The sequence below is a fragment of the Variovorax sp. P1_G12 genome (genome assembly GCF_056405555.1).
In genome coordinates, this window is sequence record NZ_JBFUBW010000001.1 from 63,860 (window position 1) to 83,309 (window position 19,450).

A 19,450-nucleotide genomic window follows, 5' to 3' on the forward strand; every position below is an offset into this window, starting at 1 on the left:
ACCACTCTCCTCGTTCAGTCCGACACCACGGTGCCGGGTTTTGGCCTGCGCCCATTGAAATCCACTATCGGGGCGAGCCGCGCTTCGCGCAGCTCGTCCAACGCAAAACCCAGTGCCTGCAGGGGGGCAGGCACGCGCTTCTTGCTGATCTTCTGACCGGGCTTCGCCGCGGGCTCGTCGCTCCAGACGATCTGCCAGCCCTGCGAGCCGTCGGCTGCGACAACGCGCTCCAGCGTGCCGCGAAATTTCTTGCGGTTGGCCGCCACCTGGCCATTCGCCGCCGCGCCCATCGGCGCCTTCAGCGTGATGTCGATCACCTCGCCGGCAAAACGCTCGAAATCCTTCTCGTGACGCAACGGGCGGTCGATGCCCGGCGATGACACCTCGAGCCGCTTGTAGTCGGCGCCGTCGACCTCGAGCGCGAACTGCAGCTGACGCGTGACCTTCTCGCAATCCTCGACAGTGACGAAAGGCTCCGGCGCACCCGCTGCATCCAAGTTGGGGCCTTGCCAGGGCAAATCAATCGTGACGCGCAGCAATCCCCCGGCCGAGCGCTCGATCTCGACCAGGTCGTAGCCGAGTCCGGCCACGGTTTGTTCCACTGTCTGCTGCAATGCCACGTGTTTGTATATGCCTTTGAAATGCCTGTTTGCCGTGCCCGATGCCGCCGCCGATCTCGGCATCGAAAATGCGTCGACCCATAAAAAAACGGGCGGTTGGTACTCGCCCGTTTGGTCGTGAGCCTCGAATTATATGCCAAATGCGTTACGAATCAGGGGTTTTTACGCACCTGGAAGCACTTCGGCAGGCCTGGAACGCCACCAGACATGGCTGAAAAGCAGCGCGCCGAGCGCCAGCGCCGCCGCCGCGACCAGCAACGGCACCGCGAACGAGCCGGTGCGCTGCGCCAGGGGCGCCGCGAACAGCGGTCCGAGGATCTGGCCGACCCCATAGGATGCGGTGGCATAGCCGATCAGCCCGGCCGCGGCGTTGCCGCGCAGCCGCCGCGCATCCCGCATCGCGAACAGGGTGATGGCAGTGAAAGGCATGCCCAGCAACAGGCTCCCGAGCGCGAAGCCGACGATCGTCGGCCAGGCCACCGACAGCACCACGCCCAGCGCCTGCAAGCCGTAGGCGATGGCGAGCAGGAGCCGGTTGTCCCACTTCATCGGCGCCCGGGCGCCGATCAGCGCCCCCGGAACGACGGCCAGGCCGAGCAGCGGCCAGAACAGATCCGGCCAGGGCGAGCCCGGCAGGGCCTGCCGCGCGATCACCGGCAGGAAGGTGGCCGTGATGATGTAACCGAAGCCCGCCAGCCCGTAGAGCCCGACCAGCCAGCGGGCATCGCTGCGCGCCGCGGCGGATTCGGCCGCCGTCGGCGCGGCTGCCGGGCCGGGCTGGGCGCCCGCAAGGTCCGGGTGGCCGTCGCCGAAGATGTGCCAAATGAGCGCGATCAGGGCCAGCGACAGCAGGCCGAAGCCGATCCAGCCTGCGTCCGCCCCCCAGCGCCCGATGGCGCCGCCCAGCAGCCCGGTGACCGCGATGCCGATGCCGGGCCCGGAATAGATCACGCCGGCGAGCGCCGGCGCCCCGGTCTCCGCCAGCCGCCGCAGGCCCCAGCCGGAGGCGAAGACGAAGGTCCAGGCGCTCATCACGCCGGCGGCCGTGCGCAGCACGCCCCAGACGGTGAAACCGTGCAGCAGACCCATCCCGAGCAACAGGGCCGCGGTGGCGACCAGGCCGCCGCGCACCATCGCAGCCGGCTGGATCCGGATCGCCGCGCAACTCACGGCGCCGAGAAAATAGCCGAGGTAATTGAGCGAGGCCAGCACGCCGCCGCCCTGCAGGTCCAGCTTTCCCTCGTGCAGCATGATCGGCAGCATCGGCGTGAAGGCGAAGCGCCCCAGGCCCATGGCCACCGCCAGCGCCACCATGCAGGCCAGGGCCGCGCGCCAGGCACCGCGCCTGTCGTATCCGATCAGCGACATTCCATTCCTTTGAGTATTTCTAATCGGCCAGGGCTGCCGCGACCAGCTTTTGCGTGTAAGGGTGCTCGGGCGCGTCCAGCACCCGCAGGGCCGGCCCCGACTCGAGGATCGCGCCGTCCTTCATGACGATGACCTGGTGCGCCATCGCGCGGATCACCTCCACATCGTGGGTGATCAGCAGGTAGCTCAGGCCGCGCTCGCGCTGCAGGCGCTGCAGCAGGCCCAGCACCTGCTTCTGGATCGTGACGTCGAGCGCGCTGGTGGGTTCATCGAGCACCAGCAGCTTCGGGTCGACCACCAGCGCCCGGGCGATCGCCAGGCGCTGCCGCTGGCCGCCGGAGAACTCGTGCGGATAGCGATCGAGCAGGGCCGGGAACTGGGCTTCGGTCAGGCCGACGTCGGCCAGCGCGTCGAGGGCGCGGCTGCGGCGGGCGCCGGTGTCGAGTTCGGGCGCATGGACGGTCAGCCCCTCGCCGACGATCTGCTCGACCGTCATGCGCGGCGACAGCGACGAGAACGGGTCCTGGAACACCACCTGCATCAGCCGCCGGAGCGACCGGTCGCTGGCAGCGCCGCCGTCCCACTGCCGGCCCGCGACGTCGAGCTCGCCCTGGTGCTTCAGTAGGCCGAGCGCGGCCAGCGCCAGGGTCGACTTGCCCGAGCCGGACTCGCCGACCACGCCCAGGGTCTGGCCCGGCGCGATGCTGAAATCGGCGCCCTGCACCGCCACGAATTCGCCGTGGCGGAACCAGCCGCGGATGCCGGGCCGCGGCACCGGATAGATCACTCGCAGGGCCTTGGCCTCGAGCACCGCCGGAGCGTTCGGATCGACCGCGAAGGAGGCCACGTCACGGGTCGGCCGGCTGTCGATCAGCTTGCGCGTGTACGGATGCTGCGGCGCATCGAACACGGCCCCGACCGCGCCATGCTCGACGATGTGGCCGTTCTCCATCACGGCCACGCGGTCGGCGAAGCGGCGCACCAGGTTCAGGTCGTGCGTGATCAGCAGCACCGCCATGCCGTGCTTGCGCTGCAGCTCGGCGAGCAGTTCGAGGATCTGGGCCCGCACCGTGACGTCGAGCGCCGTGGTGGGCTCGTCGGCCAGCAGCAGCCGCGGCTTGCAGGCCAGCGCCATCGCGATCATCGCGCGCTGGCGCTGGCCGCCGGAGAGCTGGTGCGGAAAGGAGCGGGCCCGCCGTGCCGGCTCCGGGATGCCGGTGTCGGCCAGCAGCTGCACCGCGGCCTCCTGGGCCGCACGCGCCGGCAGCGCCTGGTGCAGCTGGAGCACCTCGGCGATCTGGTCGCCGACCGTGTAGAGCGCATTGAGCGCGGTCATCGGCTCCTGGAAGATCATCGCGATCTCCTTGCCGCGGATGCCCCTGAGCTGTCGCTCGGGCATCGCGAGCAGGTCCCGCGCGCCACCGCCCTCCCCGCCGGCGAAGGCCGCGCCGCCCGAGATGTCGGCGTTCTGCACCAGCCGCAGCAGGCTCAGCGCGGTCACGGTCTTGCCCGAGCCCGACTCGCCGACCAGCGCCAGCTTCTCGCCCTCGCGGATCGCGAAGTCGATGCCGTGCACCACCTCCTTGTCGCCGAAGGCCACGCGCAGGCTCTGGACGTTCAACAGTTCAGCGCTCATTGCTCTGCCTTCCGCGGATCGAGCGCATCGCGCAGCGCGTCGCCCATGAAGGTCAGCAGCATCAGGGTGACCACCAGCACCGCGAAGGTGGACAGCGAGATCCACCAGGCGTCGATGTTGGCCTTGCCCTGGCTCAGCAGCTCGCCCAGCGAAGGCGTCCCCGGCGGCACGCCGAGGCCCAGGAAGTCGAGCGAGGTCAGCGCCAGGATCGCCGCGCTCATGCGGAACGGCAGGAAGGTCACGACCGGCGTCATGCTGTTGGGCAGGATGTGGCGCCACATGATCTGCAGGTTGCCGACGCCGAGTGCGCGCGCTGCCCGCACGTAGTCCATCTGGCGGTTGCGCAGGAACTCGGCGCGCACGTAGTCCGACAGCCCCATCCAGCCGAACAGGCTCAGCAGGATCAGCAGCAGCGAAACGCTGGGCGCGAAGACCGCGCTGAAGATGATCAGCAGGTAGAGCTCGGGCATCGAGCTCCAGATCTCGATGAAGCGCTGGAACGCGAGGTCGGTCTTGCCGGCGAAGAAGCCCTGGACGGCGCCCGTCACGACCCCCAGCACCACGCCGATGAAGGTCAGCGCCAGCGCGAACAGGACGCTCACGCGGAAGCCGTAGATCAGCTGCGCCAGCAGGTCGCGGCCGCGATCGTCGCTGCCGAAGAAGTTCTCGGCGGAAGGCGCCGCGGGATTCGGGGACTTCGCGAAGTAGTTGAGGGTCTTCGGGCCGTAGGGGTTGGGCGCATACAGGGCCCAGTTGCCGCCCGAGGTGATGCGTTCGCGGATGAACGGATCCAGGTAGTCGGCCGGCGTCTCGAAGTCGCCGCCGAAGGTCTTCTCCGAGTAGTCGCGCGCCACCGGAAAGTAGGTCTGGCCCTCGTAGCGCACCACCAGCGGCTTGTCGGTGGAGAGCAGTTCGGCGAAGAGGCTCAGCACCACGAGCAGCGAGAAGAGGACCAGGCTCCAGTAGCCGAGCCGGTTGCGCTTGAAGCGCAGCCAGGCGCGGCGGCCGGGCGACACGGTGACGCCGCCGCTAGTCAAACTTCACCCTCGGGTCCACCAGTACGTAGCAAAGGTCGCTGATCAGCTTGGTCACCAGCCCGATCAGCGTGAACAGGTAGAGCGTGCCCAGCACCACCGGATAGTCGCGCCGGATCACGCTCTCGTAGCTCAGCAGGCCCAGGCCGTCGAGCGAGAACAGCGTCTCGATCAACAGGGAGCCGGTGAAGAAGGCGCCGATGAATGCCGCCGGAAAGCCGGTGACGATCGGGATCAGCGCGTTGCGGAACACATGCTTCCAAAGCACCTCGCGCTCGGTCAGCCCCTTGGCGCGGGCCGTCAGCACGTATTGCTTTCGGATCTCCTCGAGAAAGGAGTTCTTGGTCAGCATGGCCGTGACGGCGAAACTGCCGAGCACCATCGCCGTCACCGGCAGCGCGATATGCCACAGGTAGTCGACGATCCGCGCGCCCCACCCCATGGCCTGCCAGCCCGGGGAGGTCAATCCGCGCAGCGGAAACCACTGCAACTGGCCGCCGAAGACCACGAGCAGCGCGACGCCCAGCACGAAGCCCGGGATGGCATAGCCGACCAGCACCACCAGCGTGGTCAGGAAGTCGAAGCGCGTGCCCGCCCGTACCGCCTTCGCGACGCCCAGCGGCACGGCGATCAGGTAGCTGATGAAGAAGGTCCACAGCCCCAGGCTGATCGACACCGGCATCTTTTCCTTGACCAGTTCCCAGACGGCCTTGCGCTGGTAGAAGCTCGTTCCCAGGTCGAAGCGCGCGTAGGACTTCAGCATCTGCCAGAAACGTTCGAGCGGCGGCTTGTCGAAGCCGTAGAGCTGCTTGATCTCCTCGATGCGCTGCGGATCCAGCCCCTGGCGCCCGCGGTAGCCTGCGCCGCTCGTGGCCGCGCGCTCGCCGCCGGAATCGCGCCCCTGCAGCTGGGACACCATCTGCTCGACCGGCCCGCCCGGCACGAACTGGATCACGAGGAAGGTCAGCAGCAGCACACCGAACAGTGTCGGCACCATCAACAGCAGGCGTTTGAGGATGTAGCTGACCATGACGCTCCTACTTGTTGGCGGGCGATGCCCACCAGGTGCTCACGGCCCAGCTGTCGGCCTCGTAGTAAGGCGGGATCACCGGCGGCAGCACGAAGGGCCGCGGATGGTAGCCGATCAGGAATGCACCGCCGTAGTACTGCGGCACCGAGTAGTGGCCATGCGAGAGCACGCGGTCCAGCGCCCGCATCGCGGCGCTGAGTTCGGGGCGTGTCGTCGCCGTCACCACCTTCTGCAGCAGCGCATCGACGGCCGGGTCGGCGATGCCCCAGATGTTTCGCGAGCCGTCGGTGGCGGCCGCCTGCGAACCGAACAGCTCGAGCAGTTCGCCGCCCGGCGCCGTGCTGCCCGGCAGCCGCACCGACGTCATCTCGAAGTCGAAGTTGTCCATGCGTTGCTGGGCCAGCGAGAAGTCCACGGTGCGAAAGGTCATCTGGATCCCGAGCTTTCGCAGCGCCGTCTGGAAGGGCGTCGCGACGCGGATCAGCGAAGGCTGGTCGTTGAGGAACTCGATCGTGAAGACCTCGTCCTTGGCGTTGCGCAAGGCGCCATCCCGGTAGGTCCAGCCGGCCTCGGCCAGCAAGGCGCGCGCGCGGCGCAGGTTCTCGCGCAGGCTGCCGGGCGGCGCGGTGCTCGGCGAGATCGCGGCGGGCCCGAAGACCTCCGGCCGCAGCTTGTCGCGCAACGGTTCGAGCAGCGCCAGCTCCTCCGGCGTAGGCAGTCCTTCGGCGTGGAACTCGCTGTTCGGGAAATAGCCTTCCACGCGCTTGTAAAGCCCGTAGAACAGCTGCTTGTTGAGCCACTCGAAATCCATCGCCAGCCCGATCGCCTGGCGCACCCGGATGTCCTTGAACTTGGGATTGCGCGTATTGAAGACGTAGCCCTGGAAGTCGCCGGGATTCCTGTTCTCGAAGGCGCGTTTCACGAGCTCGCCGGAATCGAACTGCTTGCCCTTGTACTGGCGCGCCCAGTTGCGCGACGTGAACTCGCGCATGAAGTCGAATTCGTCCGCCTTGAGGCCTTCGAAGCGGGCGGTCTCGTCCAGGTAGATCCTGTAGGTGACACGGTCGAAGTTGAAGAACCCCTTGCGCACGGGCAGATCCGCGCCCCAGTAGTCGGGGTCGCGCGTGTAGGTGATGTCCCGGCCCATGCGCGGGTTGATGAGCTTGTACGGGCCCGAGCCGATCGGCACGTCGGTGGTGATCTGGTCGAAGGGCTTGCCGCCGCCCCAGGCCCGGCTGAACACCGGCATGCCGCCGACCATCAGCGGAAGCTCGGGGTTGGGGTTCTTGAAGTCGAAGCGCACGGTTCTTTCGCCGATGGCCTTGGCGCCTTTCACTTCGGCGTAGATGGTCCGGAACTGGGGGGCCGCCAACGGGCCGGTGAGCGTGTTGAACGAATGCACCACGTCCGCCGCGAGCACCTGGCTGCCGTCGTGGAAACGGGCCTTCGGATGGATCCTGAAGGTGGCGGATTTCTTGTCCGCCGCGACTTCGACGTCCTCGGCGAGAAGGCCGTAGGCCGTGGTCGGCTCCTCCGAATTGCCCGTCAGCAGGCTTTCGAACATCAGGTTGCCGATGCCGTACGGCGTCGTGCCCTTGAGCGTGAAGGGATTGAACTTGTCGAAGTTCGTCGGCCGCGTCGGCGGCACCATGCGGATTTCTCCGCCCTTGGGCGCCTGCGGATTGACATAGTCGAAGTGGGTGAACCCCGGCGGGTACTTGATGTCGCCGAACTGCGCGTAGGCATGCGCCGCCCAGGAAGGGGCGGCCCAGAGCATCCACACGAAAAGAAGCCAAACGCGCATGCGAGAATTCTGCCCAAGATTTACACGAGGTCGTCCCATGGGCTTTCTTTCCGGCAAAAAACTTCTGATCACGGGCGTTCTGAGCAACCGCTCCATTGCTTACGGCGTCGCCAAGGCCTGCCATGCGCAAGGCGCCGAGCTGGCGTTCAGCTACGTGGGCGAGCGCTTCAAGGACCGCATCACCGAGTTCGCGGCCGACTTCGACTCCACGCTCGTGTTCGACTGCGACGTCGGCGACGACGCCCAGATCGACAAGCTGTTCACCGACCTGGCCCAGGTCTGGCCGAAGTTCGACGGCTTCGTCCACAGCATCGGTTTCGCACCGCGCGAGGCGATCGCGGGCGATTTCCTCGAGGGGCTGTCGCGCGAAGGCTTCAAGATCGCGCACGACATCAGCGCGTACAGCTTCCCGGCGATGGCCAAGGCGGCCCTGCCCTACCTCAACGACAAGTCGGCCCTGTTGACGCTGACCTACCTGGGCGCGATCCGCGCCCTGCCCAACTACAACACCATGGGCCTGGCCAAGGCCTCGCTCGAAGCCTCGGTGCGCTACCTGGCCGAGTCGCTGGGCCCCAAGGGCATGCGCGTCAACGGCATCAGCGCCGGCCCGATCAAGACGCTGGCGGCCAGCGGCATCAAGGATTTCGGCAAGCTGCTGTCGGCGATCTCGAAGATCGCGCCGATGCGGCGCAACGTGACGATCGAAGAAGTCGGCAATGTGGCCGCCTTCCTGCTGAGCGACCTCGCAAGCGGCGTGACCGCCGAGATCACTTACGTGGACGGCGGCTTCAGCCAGGTGGTGGGCGGCGTTTCGGAAGGCTAGACGCGCTTCGGATGGACGGGCGCGACGTCGCCCTGGTTGGGGGTTGGGGAGGAAGGACTTGTCAATGAACAAGATCGATCGACGGGCTTTCGTCTTGGCGGGACTCGCCTTTCTGGCCCCGGCGGCGCTGGCGCGCAATGCCGCACCGCCGCTGATGCTGGCCGAGGTCTACCGCCGCGGCATGCCGCTGGCGGACTACTGGGTCAGCGAGAAGTACGACGGCGTGCGGGCCTACTGGGACGGCAAGCAGCTGTGGACACGCGGCGGCGAACGGATCGTGGCGCCGGCCTGGTTCACGGCCGCGCTGCCGGCGGTCCCGATGGATGGCGAGCTCTGGGCCGGCCGCGGCCGCTTCGCGCACGCCGTCTCGACCGTGCGCAGCCAGACGCCGGCGGACCCCGCCTGGCGCGAGATGCGCTTCATGGTGTTCGATCTGCCGGCCTCGCCGGGCGACTTCACGACCCGGCTCGCGGTCTTGCGCAAATTGCTGCCGATCACCGAGGCGCCCTGGATCGTGCCCGTGCCGCAGCTGCGCGCCAGCACCCACGAAGCGCTGCAGGCCCTGCTCGACAAGACGGTGCACATGGGCGGCGAAGGCCTGATGCTGCATCGCGGCGGATCGCTCTATCGGGCCGAACGCAACGCCGACCTTCTCAAGGTCAAGCCCTTCGACGATGCCGAGGCACGCGTGCTGTCCTACGTGCCGGGGCGCGGCAAGCATGCCGGCCGCATGGGCGCGATGTGGGTCGAGACCGCCGACGGCAAGCGCTTCAAGCTCGGCGGCGGCTTCAGCGACGCCGAGCGCGAGAAGCCGCCGGCCATCGGCAGCTGGGTGACCTACCGCTACAACGGCACCAGCCCGAGCGGCCTGCCGCGCTTCGCGCGCTTCCTGCGCGTGCGCGACGACACCTCCGGCTGACTGGCCCCCACGCTCCCTCACTTCGTGTGGTCGCTGCCCCCCGAGGGGGCCGCAGGCCGCCTTGGGGGCGGCCCGGCGCCGGCCTCTGTGGATCATGGACAATCCTCAAGGGCGGCCCACCACGGCCGCGCGCGCAGCTTGCGCAACAACGAGAAGACAACTTCCGCCTGAGGACTGCAATGGCACCGAGCAATTCCGATATCGAGACCCCGCCCGCGCACAGCGCTGCATGCTGACGTGACGCTCAGCGCATCGATCGTCGGCGCCGTCCTGTTCGGCGCGCTGCTGCATGCCGGCTGGAATGCACTGATCAAGTCGGGCGGCGACAAGGCGCTCGACACCGCACTGATCCACAGCCTGGGGTTCTTCATCGCGGTGCCGCTGCTGCTGTACACCGGGCTGCCCGCTCGCGCCGCCTGGCCCTACATGGCGGCCTCCCTCGCGATCCACCTGGGCTACTACATCGCGCTCGCAGGCGCCTACAAGCACGGCGACCTCGGCCTCACCTACCCCCTGATGCGCGGTTGCGCACCGCTGCTGGTCGCGATGGGCAGCCTGCCTTTCATCGGCGAAGGCATCTCGGCGGCGGCCTGGGCCGGTGTCGCGGTGATCTGCGTCGGCGTCGTCACGCTGGGCCTGTCGCGCTCGGCGCTGCGCGACGGCGACGAGGCGCGGCGGCGCAAGGCCATCGGCTTCGCGCTGGCCAACGCGGCCATCATCGCGATCTACACCGTGGTCGACGGCATCGGCGTGCGCGCCTCGGGCGACGCCCTGGCCTACGTGGCGGGCCTGTTCGTGTTCGACGGCCTGCCCTACCTGCTGCTGGTCCTGTGGCGCCGCCCCGGCCAGCGCCGGGCCGCCCTGGCGTACATGGCGCGGCGCTGGAAGATCGCGCTCGTCGGTACCGTGGCCTCGCTGGGCAGCTACGGCATCGCGCTGTGGGCGATGACGCAGGCGCCGGTGGCCGTGGTCGCGGCGCTGCGCGAAACCTCGGTGCTGTTCGCCGCTGTCATCGGCACGCTGTTCCTGCGCGAGCCTTTCGGCTGGCAGCGCGCGATCGGCACGGGGGTCATCCTCGCGGGCGTGATGACCTTGCGGCTGGCTTGACGGTCGCTGGCTTGACGGTCGCTGGCTTGACCATTGCTGGCTTGACGGCCGGCGCCGGCACGGCCTCGGCCCGCACGCAGTCGGCGTAGTAGCGCTTCTTGCCCGTCTCGTCGATGCGGCCCACCAAGCCGTGGATGTCGGTCTCGAAGCCCGGGCACTCGGTGTTGAACTCGCGCGCGAACTTGAGGTAGTCGACGATCTTCTTGTTGAAGACCTCGCCCGGGATCAAGAGCGGGATGCCCGGCGGGTACGGCGTGATCAGGCTGGTCGTGATGCGGCCCTCGAGGTGGTCGATCTCGACCCGCTCGGTCTTGCGGTGCGCGATGTGTGCGAAGGCGTCGCTCGGCTTCATGGCAGGCGTCAGGTCGCTCAGGTACATCTCGGTGGTCAGGCGCGCGACATCGAAGCGTGCGTAGAGCTCATGAATGTGATGGCACAGGTCGCGCAGCCCGAGGCGCTCGTACTTCGGATGCGCCTGGCAGAACTCCGGCATGATCCGCCACATCGGCTGGTTGCGGGCGTAGTCGTCCTTGAACTGCTGCAGCGCCGTCAGCAGCGTGTTCCAGCGGCCCTTGGTGATGCCGATCGTGAACATGATGAAGAAGCTGTAGAGCCCGGTCTTCTCGACGATCACGCCGTGCTCGGCCAGGAACTTGGTGACGATGCTGGCCGGGATCCCGGTCTCGGCGAACTTGCCGTTCAGGTCCAGGCCCGGCGTCACGATGGTCGACTTGATCGGATCGAGCATGTTGAAGCCGTCGGCCAGCTTGCCGAAGCCGTGCCACTTGGCGGTGCGCGACTCGCCCTTGATGATCCAGTCGTCGGCCCGGCCGATGCCTTCGTCGACCAGCTTCTCGGGGCCCCAGACCTTGAACCACCATTCGTTCTTGCCGAACTCGGCCTCGACCTTGCGCATCGCGCGGCGGAAGTCGAGCGCCTCCAGGATGCTCTCCTCGACCAGCGCGGTGCCGCCGGGCGGCTCCATCATCGCCGCGGCGACGTCGCAGCTGGCGATGATCGCGTACTGCGGGCTGGTCGACGAATGCATCAGGTAGGCCTCGTTGAACAGGTCGCGGTCGAGCGCCCGGTTCTGCGAGTCCTGCACCAGCACGTGGCTGGCCTGGCTGATGCCGGCCAGCAGCTTGTGGGTCGACTGGGTGGCGAACACCAGCGAGTCCTTCGGCCGCACCCGGCGCTTGCCCATCGCGTGGTAGGCGCCATAGAACGGGTGGAAGGCCGCATGCGGCAGCCAGGCCTCGTCGAAGTGCAGCGTGTCGACGTAGCCGTCGAGCATGTTCTTGATGGTCTCGGTGTTGTAGATCACGCCGTCGTAGGTGGACTGCGTCAGCGTCATCACGCGCGGCTTCACCTTGCTGGCGTCCACGTGCGAGAGCAGCGGGTTGGCCGCGATCTTGGCCTTGATCGCCGCCGGCTCGAACTCGCTCTTGGGGATCGGGCCGATGATGCCGAAGTGGTTGCGCGTGGGCTTCATGAAGACCGGAATCGCGCCGGTCATGATGATCGCGTGCAGGATCGACTTGTGGCAGTTGCGGTCCACCACCACCACGTCGTCCGGCGCCACCGTGTGGTGCCACACCATCTTGTTGCTGGTGCTGGTGCCGTTGGTGACGAAGAAGCAGTGGTCGGCGTTGAAGATGCGCGCCGCGTTGCGCTCGCTGGCCGCCACCGGGCCGGTATGGTCGAGCAGCTGGCCGAGTTCCTCGACCGCGTTGCAGACGTCGGCGCGCAGCATGTTTTCGCCGAAGAACTGGTGGAACATCTGGCCCACCGGGCTCTTGAGGAAGGCCACGCCGCCCGAGTGGCCCGGGCAGTGCCAGGAGTAGGAGCCGTCCTCCGCGTAGTCGATCAGCGCCTTGAAGAACGGCGGCTGCACGCCTTCGAGGTAGCTCTTCGCTTCGCGGATGATGTGGCGCGCCACGAATTCCGGCGTGTCCTCGAACATGTGGATGAAGCCGTGCAGCTCGCGCAGGATGTCGTTCGGGATGTGGCGCGAAGTCTTGGTCTCGCCGTAGATGTAGATCGGCACGTCGGCGTTCTTGCGCCGCACTTCGCCGATGAAGCTGCGCAGGCTCAGCACCGCCGGGTCGAGGTCCGGGCCGACCGTGAACTCCTCGTCGTCGATCGAAAGGATGAAGGCGCTGGCGCGGCTCTGCTGCTGCGCGAACTGGCTCAGGTCGCCGTAGCTGGTCACGCCCAGCACCTCGAAGCCCTCGCTCTCGAAGGCTTGCGCCAGGGCGCGGATACCGAGCCCCGAGGTGTTCTCGGAGCGGAAGTCCTCGTCGATGATGACGATGGGGAAGCGGAATTTCATGAGCGGGGCTCCGGACAGGCAAATAGGCGCGAAGTGTACGGAATTCAGATGAAGGATCGGGTCAGGTGGGCATCCGAAATCTGCTGCTGTTCCTGCAGGGGCTTTCTGCTCCCGCGCCGAGGCGGCCCGACGGGTCCGAAAAGGTGGCGCGGCGCTGCTACAATCGAAGGCTCGGAGCGGTGGATGAGCGGTTTAAGTCGCACGCCTGGAAAGCGTGTGAGGGTTAATAGCCCTCCGCGGGTTCGAATCCCGCCTGCTCCGCCAGAAAAAAACGTCTCCCGCAGCTTCCAACTGCAACCGGATCCGTCTTGAAAGCCCCGCCTGTCGGGGCTTTTTTGTGCGCGTCGCCTCGACGTCTTCGTTGACTTCTGCGTTTGCAGCCGCCCGGCGCCCCCATGAAAAAAGGGGCCCGAAGGCCCCTTTTCTTGTTCGAGCGCGAAGCGCTCAGCGCACCACGGCGATCTGCGTACGCGCACCGTTCTTGTAGGTGTACAGCGTCAGCGCACCGTTCTTGATGTCGCCCTTTTCGTCGAAGGCGATCGGGCCGGTCAGGCCGTTGTACTGCACCTTGCCGACTTCGGGCAGGTACTTCTCCGGATCGGACGAGCCCGCCTTTTCCATCGCGGCGGCGATCACCTGCACCGCGTCGTAGACGTACGGTGCGTAGATCTGGACTTCGACGCCGTTCTTTTCCTTGAACTTGGCCTTCCAGGCATCCAGCGGAGCCTTGAAGTCGCCGTCCACGCCACCGGCTTCGGCACAGACCACCATGTCTTCGCCGATCGCATCGCCGGCCAGCTTGGCCAGTTCGCCGGTGCACAGGCCGTCGCCGCCCATGAACTTGACGTTCATGCCGAGTTGCTTGACCTGCTTGAGCATCGGGCCGCCGACGGCGTCCATGCCGCCGAAGAACAGGATGTCGGGCTGCGCGCCCTTGAGCTTGGTCAGGATGGCGTTGAAATCGGTCGACTTGTCGGTCGTGAATTCGTGGCCGACGATCGTGCCGCCGGCAGCCTTGACGGCTTTCTCGAATTCCTCGGCAACGCCCTGGCCGTAAGCGGTCCGGTCGTCGATCACGGCGATGTTCTTGCCCTTCAGGGTTTCGACCGCGTACTTGCCGAGCGTGCCACCCAGTTGCGTGTCGTCAGCCACCACGCGGAACGTGGTCTTGTAGCCCTGGCGGGTGTACTTCGGGTTGGTCGCCGACGGCGAGATCTGGGGGATGCCGGCGTCGCTGTACAGCTTGGAGGCCGGGATCGTGGTGCCCGAGTTCAGGTGGCCCACCACGCCATTGACCTTGCTGTCCACCAGCTTCTGCGCCACCGCGGTGCCCTGCTTGGGATCGCCCGCATCGTCTTCGGCAAGCAGTTCGAACTTGGCGACCTTGCCGCCGATCTTCACGCCCTTGGCGTTGAGGTCCTCGACCGCCATGCGAGCACCCAGTTCGTTGTCCTTGCCGAGGTGGGCGATGGCGCCGCTGGTCGGGCCAACGTGGCCGATCTTGACCACCAGAGCTTCGCCCGGCGGGGCTGCGGGAGCGGGTGCAGCTGCAGTCGGCGCAGGAGCAGCGGGGGCGGCAGCTTCTTCCTTCTTGCCACAGGCCACGAGCGCGAGAGCGGCCAGGGCGACGGCTGTCCATTTCAATTGCATGAGAACCTCCAGAACATGGATAAGTAGAGTTGAAAACCGGTCTTTGGATCCGGGCACATGCATTGAGCAAATATCGCGCCGCGGATGCGCAGCGCCCTCGCGCTTTTCGACCCGCGCGCAGTTTAGCCCAAGGATTGCGGTCCGAATGCTGGCGTAGACCCGGGGTTTTCGGAAAGCTCTTCGGCCAGCGCTTCGCTCACCAGAGCTCGCAAAACGGCTTCGATTTCGCTGCGCAAAGCGGGGACCATGGTGTCGAGGTGCTGCTGAACGGCACCTGACACCGCGTCGCTCACGCGCTCTTCGAGCGAGAGGTCGACGCGCTGCAGCACGCGGTGCAGCAACTGCTCTTCGAGCCGGAAGGCATCGGCCTCGGACCGCGCGGCTTCGGGGCTGAGCGCGACCGCCTGCAAGGGCTCGATCGCGGCCGGCGCCGCGGGCGCCGTCGACACGGGCGCCGTCGAAACGGGCGCCGGCTCCGCGGCACCCTGCGGCGCGAGCTCGAGCACCGTCGTCAGGGTGGGCACGAAGCGCGGCGGCGTGCGAGGTGTTGTGGCCATCAGGTCGCGCTCCCGCCATAGGCGTGGGTGCGGATCGCGTAGCCGCGGTCCTTGTAGTGCCGCCAGCGGGCGCGGCCGGCCAGGCGGTCGGCGTCGTCGCTGCCGACCAGGTCGATCAACCGCTCGAAACGCTCGAACCTCGCCGGCAGCTCGACGCCGAGGTTGACCAGGATCGGGCGGTCGGGCAGCGAGGCCGAGGCACCATCCGCCAGCAGCACCGGCGAACGGGCGACGATGAACGGCGCGTCGTCGCTGCGGCAATGGGCGATGAATTCGGTCGGCGAGAGCGTCCACAGCGCCTGGTCGATCGCCTCCAGCAGCGCGGCATCGGCCACCACCACCAGCCGCGCGCCGTGGGCGCCCACTGCCTTGCGCAGCAGGCGGCAGGCGTAGCCCACCTTGTCGGGCATGTTGTAGTGGCCGTCGATCTCGGTCACTTGCGGGACCGGGCCTTGCCGGCCTTCTGCGCCTTGGCACCCGTGCCGCCCTTGCGGCTCTGCGCCAGGAGATAGTTCAGCAGCAAGCCCACGGGCCGCCCCGTGGAGCCCTTGGCCGCCCCGCTCTTCCAGGCAGTGCCCGCAATGTCGAGGTGCGCCCAGGGGTAATCGCTCGCGAAGCGCTGCAGGAACTTGGCTGCCGTGACGGCGCCGCCGGCGCGTCCCGCAACGTTGGCGACATCGGCGAAATTGCTCTTCAGCCCCTCGGCATAGTCCTCGTCGAGCGGCATCCGCCAGCAGCGATCCTGCGAAGCTTCGCCTGCGGCTTCGAGCGCGTCGGCCAGCGCATCGTCGCTCGAGAAGAGCCCGCTGCGTACGCCGCCCAGCGCCACCACGCAGGCCCCCGTGAGGGTGGCGATGTCGATCACCACCGACGGCGCGAAGCGCTTGGCATAGGTCAGCGCATCGCACAGGATCAGGCGCCCCTCGGCATCGGTGTTGAGCACCTCGATGGTTTGGCCGCTCATGCTGGTGATGACGTCACCCGGCTTGATCGCACGGCCGTCGTTCATGTTCTCGCAGGTCGGCACCAGGCCGACCACGTTGATCGGCGGCTGGATATCGCCGAGCGCTCGGAACACGCCGAGCACGCTCGCCGCGCCGCACATGTCGAACTTCATCTCGTCCATCTCGGCCGCCGGCTTGAGCGAGACGCCACCGGTGTCGAAGGTGATGCCCTTGCCGACCAGCACGACCGGCGCCTGGTCCTTCGGCGCGCCTTGGTAGCGCAGGACGATGAAGCGCAGCGGCTCGGCCGAGCCCTGCGCGACCGCGCCGAATGCGCCCATGCCGAGCTTGGCCACTTCCTTCGGGCCCAGCACCTCGCACTTCACGTTCGGCAGCTCGGCCAGCTCCCTGGCGGCCTCGGCCAGCATCGTGGGCGTGCAATGGTTGCCCGGCCGGTTGCCCCACTCCTTGGCCAGTTCGATGCCCGCGACCGTGGCGGTGGCCTGGTCGAAAGCCTCTCGCAGCGCAGCCGCGTCCGGCACGCCCAGGGTCAGCTGGCGCAGGGTCCGCGGCTCGGGCTTGGATTTGGTTTCGGTGTAGACATAGCTGGCATCGGCCGTGGCCAGCACCGCGCTGCCCAGGCACGCCGCGTCGACGGCCCCGGCAAAGACGATCGCCAGCCGCTTGGGATTGGAGCCCTTGGCCGCGTTGACGGCCGCGAGCACGGCCGTGCGGACGGCGGCCGGCCCGCCGTCGCCCAGCGGGGCCAGCAGCACGCGCGGCGCGGCCACGCCGGCCGCGCGGTACAGCGCGAGCAGCTTGCCGGCCTTGTCCGGCAGGTCGCCGGCGGTCCGGGCCTGCGCGACCAGGACGGAAAGCGCGTCCTTCGAGGTGGTGGTTCCGGCGGCCAGGAGCACGATGAGGACATCGGCTTTTTCGTTGGCGGCCTGGGCGATGGAGAGGGTCTTGAGTTGAAAGTCCATAATCCTTTTTTTCCCTCGACGATGTTATTCCATTCCTCTCTACGCAAGGAGCTGTCACGCAGCTTCGTGGCCACGCTGGTGGTGCTGGTCACCATCGTGATGACGATGATGCTGATCCGCACGCTCGGATTGGCCTCCAAGGGCAGCGTGAACCCCTCCGAGGTCTTCCTCGTGATGACCTACACCGTGCTCGGCTACATGCCGACCATCCTGAGCCTGTGCCTGTTCATCTCGATCGTCGGCACGCTGTCGCGCATGTACCGCGACAGCGAGATGGTGATCTGGTTCTCGAGCGGGCGCGGCCTGGCGGACTTCCTCCGGCCGCTGCTTCGCTTCGCCTGGCCGATCCTGCTGCTGATCACGCTGTTCGCGCTGGTCGGCTGGCCCTGGGCCAACTCCCAGACCCAGAACATGCGCGAACGCTACGAGCGCCGCAGCGACATCGAGCGTGTCGCGCCCGGCGAGTTCCGCGAGTCGGCCGGACGGCTGCGGGTGTTCTTCATCGACAAGGACGCGCCCGACAGCGCGACCGCCAGCAACGTGTTCATCTCGTCGGTGGAGCGCAACCTGCGCATCGTCACCTCGGCCCGCAGCGGCCGCATGGAAGACCTGAACGGCATCCGCTATCTGATGCTGAACAACGGGCAGCGCATCGAGGAGCCGCTGCAGCCGACCGGCATCAAGGTCAGCGAGTTCGAGACCTACGGCGCCAAGGTGGGCGGCCGCACGGCCGACTCRCTCGACGCGACGCCGGCGCGGGCGCGCACCACGCTGGCCTTGCTGCGCGATCCCAATGCCATCAATCTCGCCGAACTCGCCTGGCGCGTCGGGCTGCTGTTCGCGGGGGCCAATTTCGTGCTGCTGGCGCTGACGCTGTCGAGCGTCAATCCGCGTGCGAGCCGCAGCGGCAACCTGCTGCTCGCGCTGTTCGCCTTCGTCGTCTACTACAACCTGCTCAATCTCGGCCAGAGCTGGATCGGCTCGGGCAGCGTCAGCGCGAGCGGTTTCCTGCTCGCGCTGCATGGCGGCGTGATGGTCCTGGGTCTGCTCTGGCTCGCGAAGCGACATTTCAACTGGGGCCTCCCGGCACGGCGTGTCCGGGTCCGGCCTGAAACGACATCCAACGCGTGAAAACCTTCCGCCGCCTGATCTATGCGGAGGTGCTGAGGGCCGTGGCCTTCGTCGCCCTGGGCTTCCTGAGCCTGTTCTTCTTCTTCGACTTCGTCGACGAGCTGCAGTCGGTCGGCAAACCCGACTCGCTCGGCTATGGCGCCGCCCAGGCGCTGCTCTACGTCGCGCTGCTGATCCCCAGTCACCTCTACGAGCTGCTGCCGATCGCGGTGCTGATCGGCACCATCTTCGTCATGACGCGGCTGGCGCAGAGTTCCGAATTCACGATTCTTCGCACCAGCGGCCTGGACCCCTGGCGCGCCCTGCGCACGCTGCTGCTGCTGGGGCTCGGCTTCGTGGTGCTGACCTTCGCGATCGGCGACTACATCGCCCCGGCCTCCGACCGCACGGCCCAGTTGCTCAAGGCACGCTACCAGGGCTCCCTGTCCCTGATCGGCAACACCGGGGCCTGGCTCAAGGAGCGGCAGGGCGACTCGTCGTTCGCGGTCAACGTGGTTTCGATGGCGCGCAACGGCATCCTGAAGGATCCGCGAATCCTCGAATTCGACGGCGACGGCTTCCTGGTCTCGCAGACCTCCGCGCCCGCGGCACGGGTCGACCGCGGCCACTGGACCCTGGTGGGCGTCGAGCGGCAGCAATACGACACGCGCGGCCCCGCCGCCCCGCGCGTCGTCACCACCACGGTGCCGGTGCTCGAATGGCCGACCTCGCTGAGCAGCGAAATGGTGTCTGTCGCGCTGCTGCGTCCGGACCGCATGCGCACGCTCGACCTGTTCGACTACATCCGCCACCTGGACGCCAACGGCCAGACCGCGCAGCGCTACGAGATCGAGTTCTGGCGCAAGGTGTTCTATCCGCTGTCCTGCCTGGTGATGATCGTGCTCGCCCTGCCCTTCGCCTACCTGCACTTCCGCCAGTCGGGGATCACCACCTACGTGTTCGGCGGCGTGATGATCGGCCTCAGCTTCATCCTGCTGAACAACGTCTTCGGCTACCTGGGCAACCTGGGCAACTGGTCGCCGTGGATCACGGCGGCGGCGCCCGGGCTGATCTATTCCGTGATGTCGCTGGGCGCCTTCACCTGGCTCGTGCTAAGACGGTAGGCGCGATGCAAACAGCACCTCTGGGCATCGTGCTTTTTGCTCACGGATCGCGCGACGAACGCTGGCGTGCGCCGGTCGAGGCGGTGGCACGGCAGGTCGCGGCGCTCGATCCCACGGCCCGGGTCGCCTGCGCCTACCTCGAACTGCTCGCCCCCGACCTGCGCACCGCGGCGCTGGCCCTGATCGCCGCCGGCGCCCGGACCATCCGGGTGGTGCCCCTCTTCCTGGGCATGGGCCGGCATGTGCGCGAAGACCTGCCACGGCTGGTCGACGAACTCCGGGCCCTTCGGCCGGAGGTCGAGTTCTCGCTGCGCCCGGCCGTGGGCGAAGATCCCGACGTGATCGCCTTGCTGGCGCAAAAGGCACTCGAATTCTGAATTTGCAGCGATTTTCATAGACCGAGAAGGCA

17 protein-coding genes and 1 tRNA gene are annotated in these 19,450 nt (G+C 67.4%); 7 read left to right on the plus strand and 11 right to left on the minus strand.

Features of this window, described 5'->3' with window-relative positions; all coding sequences use genetic code 11:
• Positions 1-14: 14 nt before the first annotated feature.
• From rimP to AC1D2O_RS00355, 6 genes are all read right to left on the minus strand, one after another.
• Positions 15-620 carry a ribosome maturation factor RimP gene (rimP, locus tag AC1D2O_RS00330; RefSeq protein ID WP_478088684.1) on the minus strand — a complete coding sequence of 202 codons (606 nt, stop codon included), beginning with the start codon at positions 618-620 and terminating at the stop codon, positions 15-17.
• A 162-nt stretch (positions 621-782) separates the two neighbouring features.
• Positions 783-1,988, minus strand: a complete 1,206-nt coding sequence (locus AC1D2O_RS00335; RefSeq protein WP_478088686.1) for a YbfB/YjiJ family MFS transporter — start codon at positions 1,986-1,988, stop codon at positions 783-785.
• Between the two features lie 19 nt (positions 1,989-2,007).
• Positions 2,008-3,624, minus strand: coding sequence for an ABC transporter ATP-binding protein (locus AC1D2O_RS00340; RefSeq protein ID WP_478155908.1), 1,617 nt, complete (start codon positions 3,622-3,624; stop codon positions 2,008-2,010).
• The gene (locus tag AC1D2O_RS00345; RefSeq protein WP_478155910.1) at positions 3,621-4,661 is read right to left on the minus strand and encodes an ABC transporter permease; all 1,041 of its coding nucleotides are present in this window, start codon (positions 4,659-4,661) and stop codon (positions 3,621-3,623) included. The genes AC1D2O_RS00340 and AC1D2O_RS00345 overlap by 4 nt, the downstream gene beginning before the upstream one ends.
• Positions 4,654-5,688 carry a microcin C ABC transporter permease YejB gene (locus AC1D2O_RS00350; RefSeq protein WP_478155912.1) on the minus strand — a complete coding sequence of 345 codons (1,035 nt, stop codon included), beginning with the start codon at positions 5,686-5,688 and terminating at the stop codon, positions 4,654-4,656. Before AC1D2O_RS00350 ends, AC1D2O_RS00345 begins: the two co-directional genes overlap by 8 nt.
• Before the next feature lie 7 nt (positions 5,689-5,695).
• Positions 5,696-7,492, minus strand: a complete 1,797-nt coding sequence (locus tag AC1D2O_RS00355; RefSeq protein WP_478088695.1) for an extracellular solute-binding protein — start codon at positions 7,490-7,492, stop codon at positions 5,696-5,698.
• Positions 7,493-7,529: 37 nt separating this feature from the next.
• Between AC1D2O_RS00355 and fabI the strand changes: the two genes are divergently transcribed.
• The 3 genes from fabI to AC1D2O_RS00370 all read left to right on the plus strand — a co-directional run bounded on the left by fabI (position 7,530) and on the right by AC1D2O_RS00370 (position 10,341).
• Positions 7,530-8,315, plus strand: a complete 786-nt coding sequence (gene fabI / locus AC1D2O_RS00360; RefSeq protein WP_478088697.1) for an enoyl-ACP reductase FabI — start codon at positions 7,530-7,532, stop codon at positions 8,313-8,315.
• Positions 8,316-8,379: 64 nt separating this feature from the next.
• The gene (locus AC1D2O_RS00365; protein WP_478088698.1) at positions 8,380-9,234 is read left to right on the plus strand and encodes a DNA ligase; all 855 of its coding nucleotides are present in this window, start codon (positions 8,380-8,382) and stop codon (positions 9,232-9,234) included.
• Between the two features lie 237 nt (positions 9,235-9,471).
• The gene (locus AC1D2O_RS00370) at positions 9,472-10,341 is read left to right on the plus strand and encodes an EamA family transporter (RefSeq protein WP_478088699.1); all 870 of its coding nucleotides are present in this window, start codon (positions 9,472-9,474) and stop codon (positions 10,339-10,341) included.
• Here the strand turns inward: AC1D2O_RS00370 and AC1D2O_RS00375 are convergent.
• Positions 10,304-12,673 carry an Orn/Lys/Arg family decarboxylase gene (locus tag AC1D2O_RS00375; protein WP_478088701.1) on the minus strand — a complete coding sequence of 790 codons (2,370 nt, stop codon included), beginning with the start codon at positions 12,671-12,673 and terminating at the stop codon, positions 10,304-10,306. The genes AC1D2O_RS00370 and AC1D2O_RS00375 overlap by 38 nt on opposite strands.
• A 173-nt stretch (positions 12,674-12,846) precedes the next feature.
• Here AC1D2O_RS00375 and AC1D2O_RS00380 point away from each other — a divergent pair.
• Positions 12,847-12,937: transfer RNA gene (locus tag AC1D2O_RS00380), tRNA-Ser, on the plus strand.
• Positions 12,938-13,117: 180 nt separating this feature from the next.
• On the opposite strand, the gene AC1D2O_RS00385 is transcribed toward AC1D2O_RS00380, so the two are convergent.
• From AC1D2O_RS00385 to AC1D2O_RS00400, 4 genes are all read right to left on the minus strand, one after another.
• The gene (locus AC1D2O_RS00385; protein WP_478088703.1) at positions 13,118-14,323 is read right to left on the minus strand and encodes a branched-chain amino acid ABC transporter substrate-binding protein; all 1,206 of its coding nucleotides are present in this window, start codon (positions 14,321-14,323) and stop codon (positions 13,118-13,120) included.
• Positions 14,324-14,445: 122 nt separating this feature from the next.
• Positions 14,446-14,847, minus strand: a complete 402-nt coding sequence (locus AC1D2O_RS00390) for a hypothetical protein (RefSeq protein WP_478088705.1) — start codon at positions 14,845-14,847, stop codon at positions 14,446-14,448.
• A gap of 32 nt (positions 14,848-14,879) precedes the next feature.
• Complete coding sequence (locus AC1D2O_RS00395) at positions 14,880-15,317, minus strand: DNA polymerase III subunit chi (protein WP_478088706.1); 438 nt, start codon at positions 15,315-15,317, stop codon at positions 14,880-14,882.
• Positions 15,314-16,807, minus strand: coding sequence for a leucyl aminopeptidase (locus AC1D2O_RS00400; RefSeq protein ID WP_478155914.1), 1,494 nt, complete (start codon positions 16,805-16,807; stop codon positions 15,314-15,316). The genes AC1D2O_RS00395 and AC1D2O_RS00400 overlap by 4 nt, the downstream gene beginning before the upstream one ends.
• Before the next feature lie 21 nt (positions 16,808-16,828).
• On the opposite strand from AC1D2O_RS00400, the gene lptF reads away from it, so the two are divergent.
• Genes lptF through AC1D2O_RS00415 form a run of 3 tightly spaced genes read left to right on the plus strand, consistent with a single transcriptional unit; the run spans position 16,829 to position 19,418 of the window.
• On the plus strand, positions 16,829-17,938 hold the full coding sequence (gene lptF, locus AC1D2O_RS00405; protein ID WP_478094476.1) for an LPS export ABC transporter permease LptF: 1,110 nt from the start codon (positions 16,829-16,831) through the stop codon (positions 17,936-17,938).
• A complete protein-coding gene (lptG, locus tag AC1D2O_RS00410; protein WP_478155915.1) occupies positions 17,935-19,041 on the plus strand; it encodes an LPS export ABC transporter permease LptG in 1,107 nt (368 codons plus the stop codon). Before lptF ends, lptG begins: the two co-directional genes overlap by 4 nt.
• Positions 19,042-19,046: 5 nt before the next feature.
• The gene (locus AC1D2O_RS00415) at positions 19,047-19,418 is read left to right on the plus strand and encodes a sirohydrochlorin chelatase (RefSeq protein WP_478155917.1); all 372 of its coding nucleotides are present in this window, start codon (positions 19,047-19,049) and stop codon (positions 19,416-19,418) included.
• Positions 19,419-19,450 lie beyond the last annotated feature (32 nt).

Excerpts from the sequence above, each read along its gene's own strand:
- AC1D2O_RS00340 (WP_478155908.1), bottom strand. The coding sequence starts at position 3,624 with ATGAGCGCTGAACTGTTGAACGTCCAGAGCCTGCGCGTGGCCTTCGGC.
- fabI (WP_478088697.1), top strand. The coding sequence starts at position 7,530 with ATGGGCTTTCTTTCCGGCAAAAAACTTCTGATCACGGGCGTTCTGAGC.
- AC1D2O_RS00415 (WP_478155917.1), top strand. The coding sequence starts at position 19,047 with ATGCAAACAGCACCTCTGGGCATCGTGCTTTTTGCTCACGGATCGCGC.
- AC1D2O_RS00350 (WP_478155912.1), bottom strand. The coding sequence starts at position 5,688 with ATGGTCAGCTACATCCTCAAACGCCTGCTGTTGATGGTGCCGACACTG.
- AC1D2O_RS00375 (WP_478088701.1), bottom strand. The coding sequence starts at position 12,673 with ATGAAATTCCGCTTCCCCATCGTCATCATCGACGAGGACTTCCGCTCC.
- AC1D2O_RS00385 (WP_478088703.1), bottom strand. The coding sequence starts at position 14,323 with ATGCAATTGAAATGGACAGCCGTCGCCCTGGCCGCTCTCGCGCTCGTG.
- AC1D2O_RS00400 (WP_478155914.1), bottom strand. The coding sequence starts at position 16,807 with ATGGACTTTCAACTCAAGACCCTCTCCATCGCCCAGGCCGCCAACGAA.
- AC1D2O_RS00355 (WP_478088695.1), bottom strand. The coding sequence starts at position 7,492 with ATGCGCGTTTGGCTTCTTTTCGTGTGGATGCTCTGGGCCGCCCCTTCC.
- AC1D2O_RS00335 (WP_478088686.1), bottom strand. The coding sequence starts at position 1,988 with ATGTCGCTGATCGGATACGACAGGCGCGGTGCCTGGCGCGCGGCCCTG.
- AC1D2O_RS00365 (WP_478088698.1), top strand. The coding sequence starts at position 8,380 with ATGAACAAGATCGATCGACGGGCTTTCGTCTTGGCGGGACTCGCCTTT.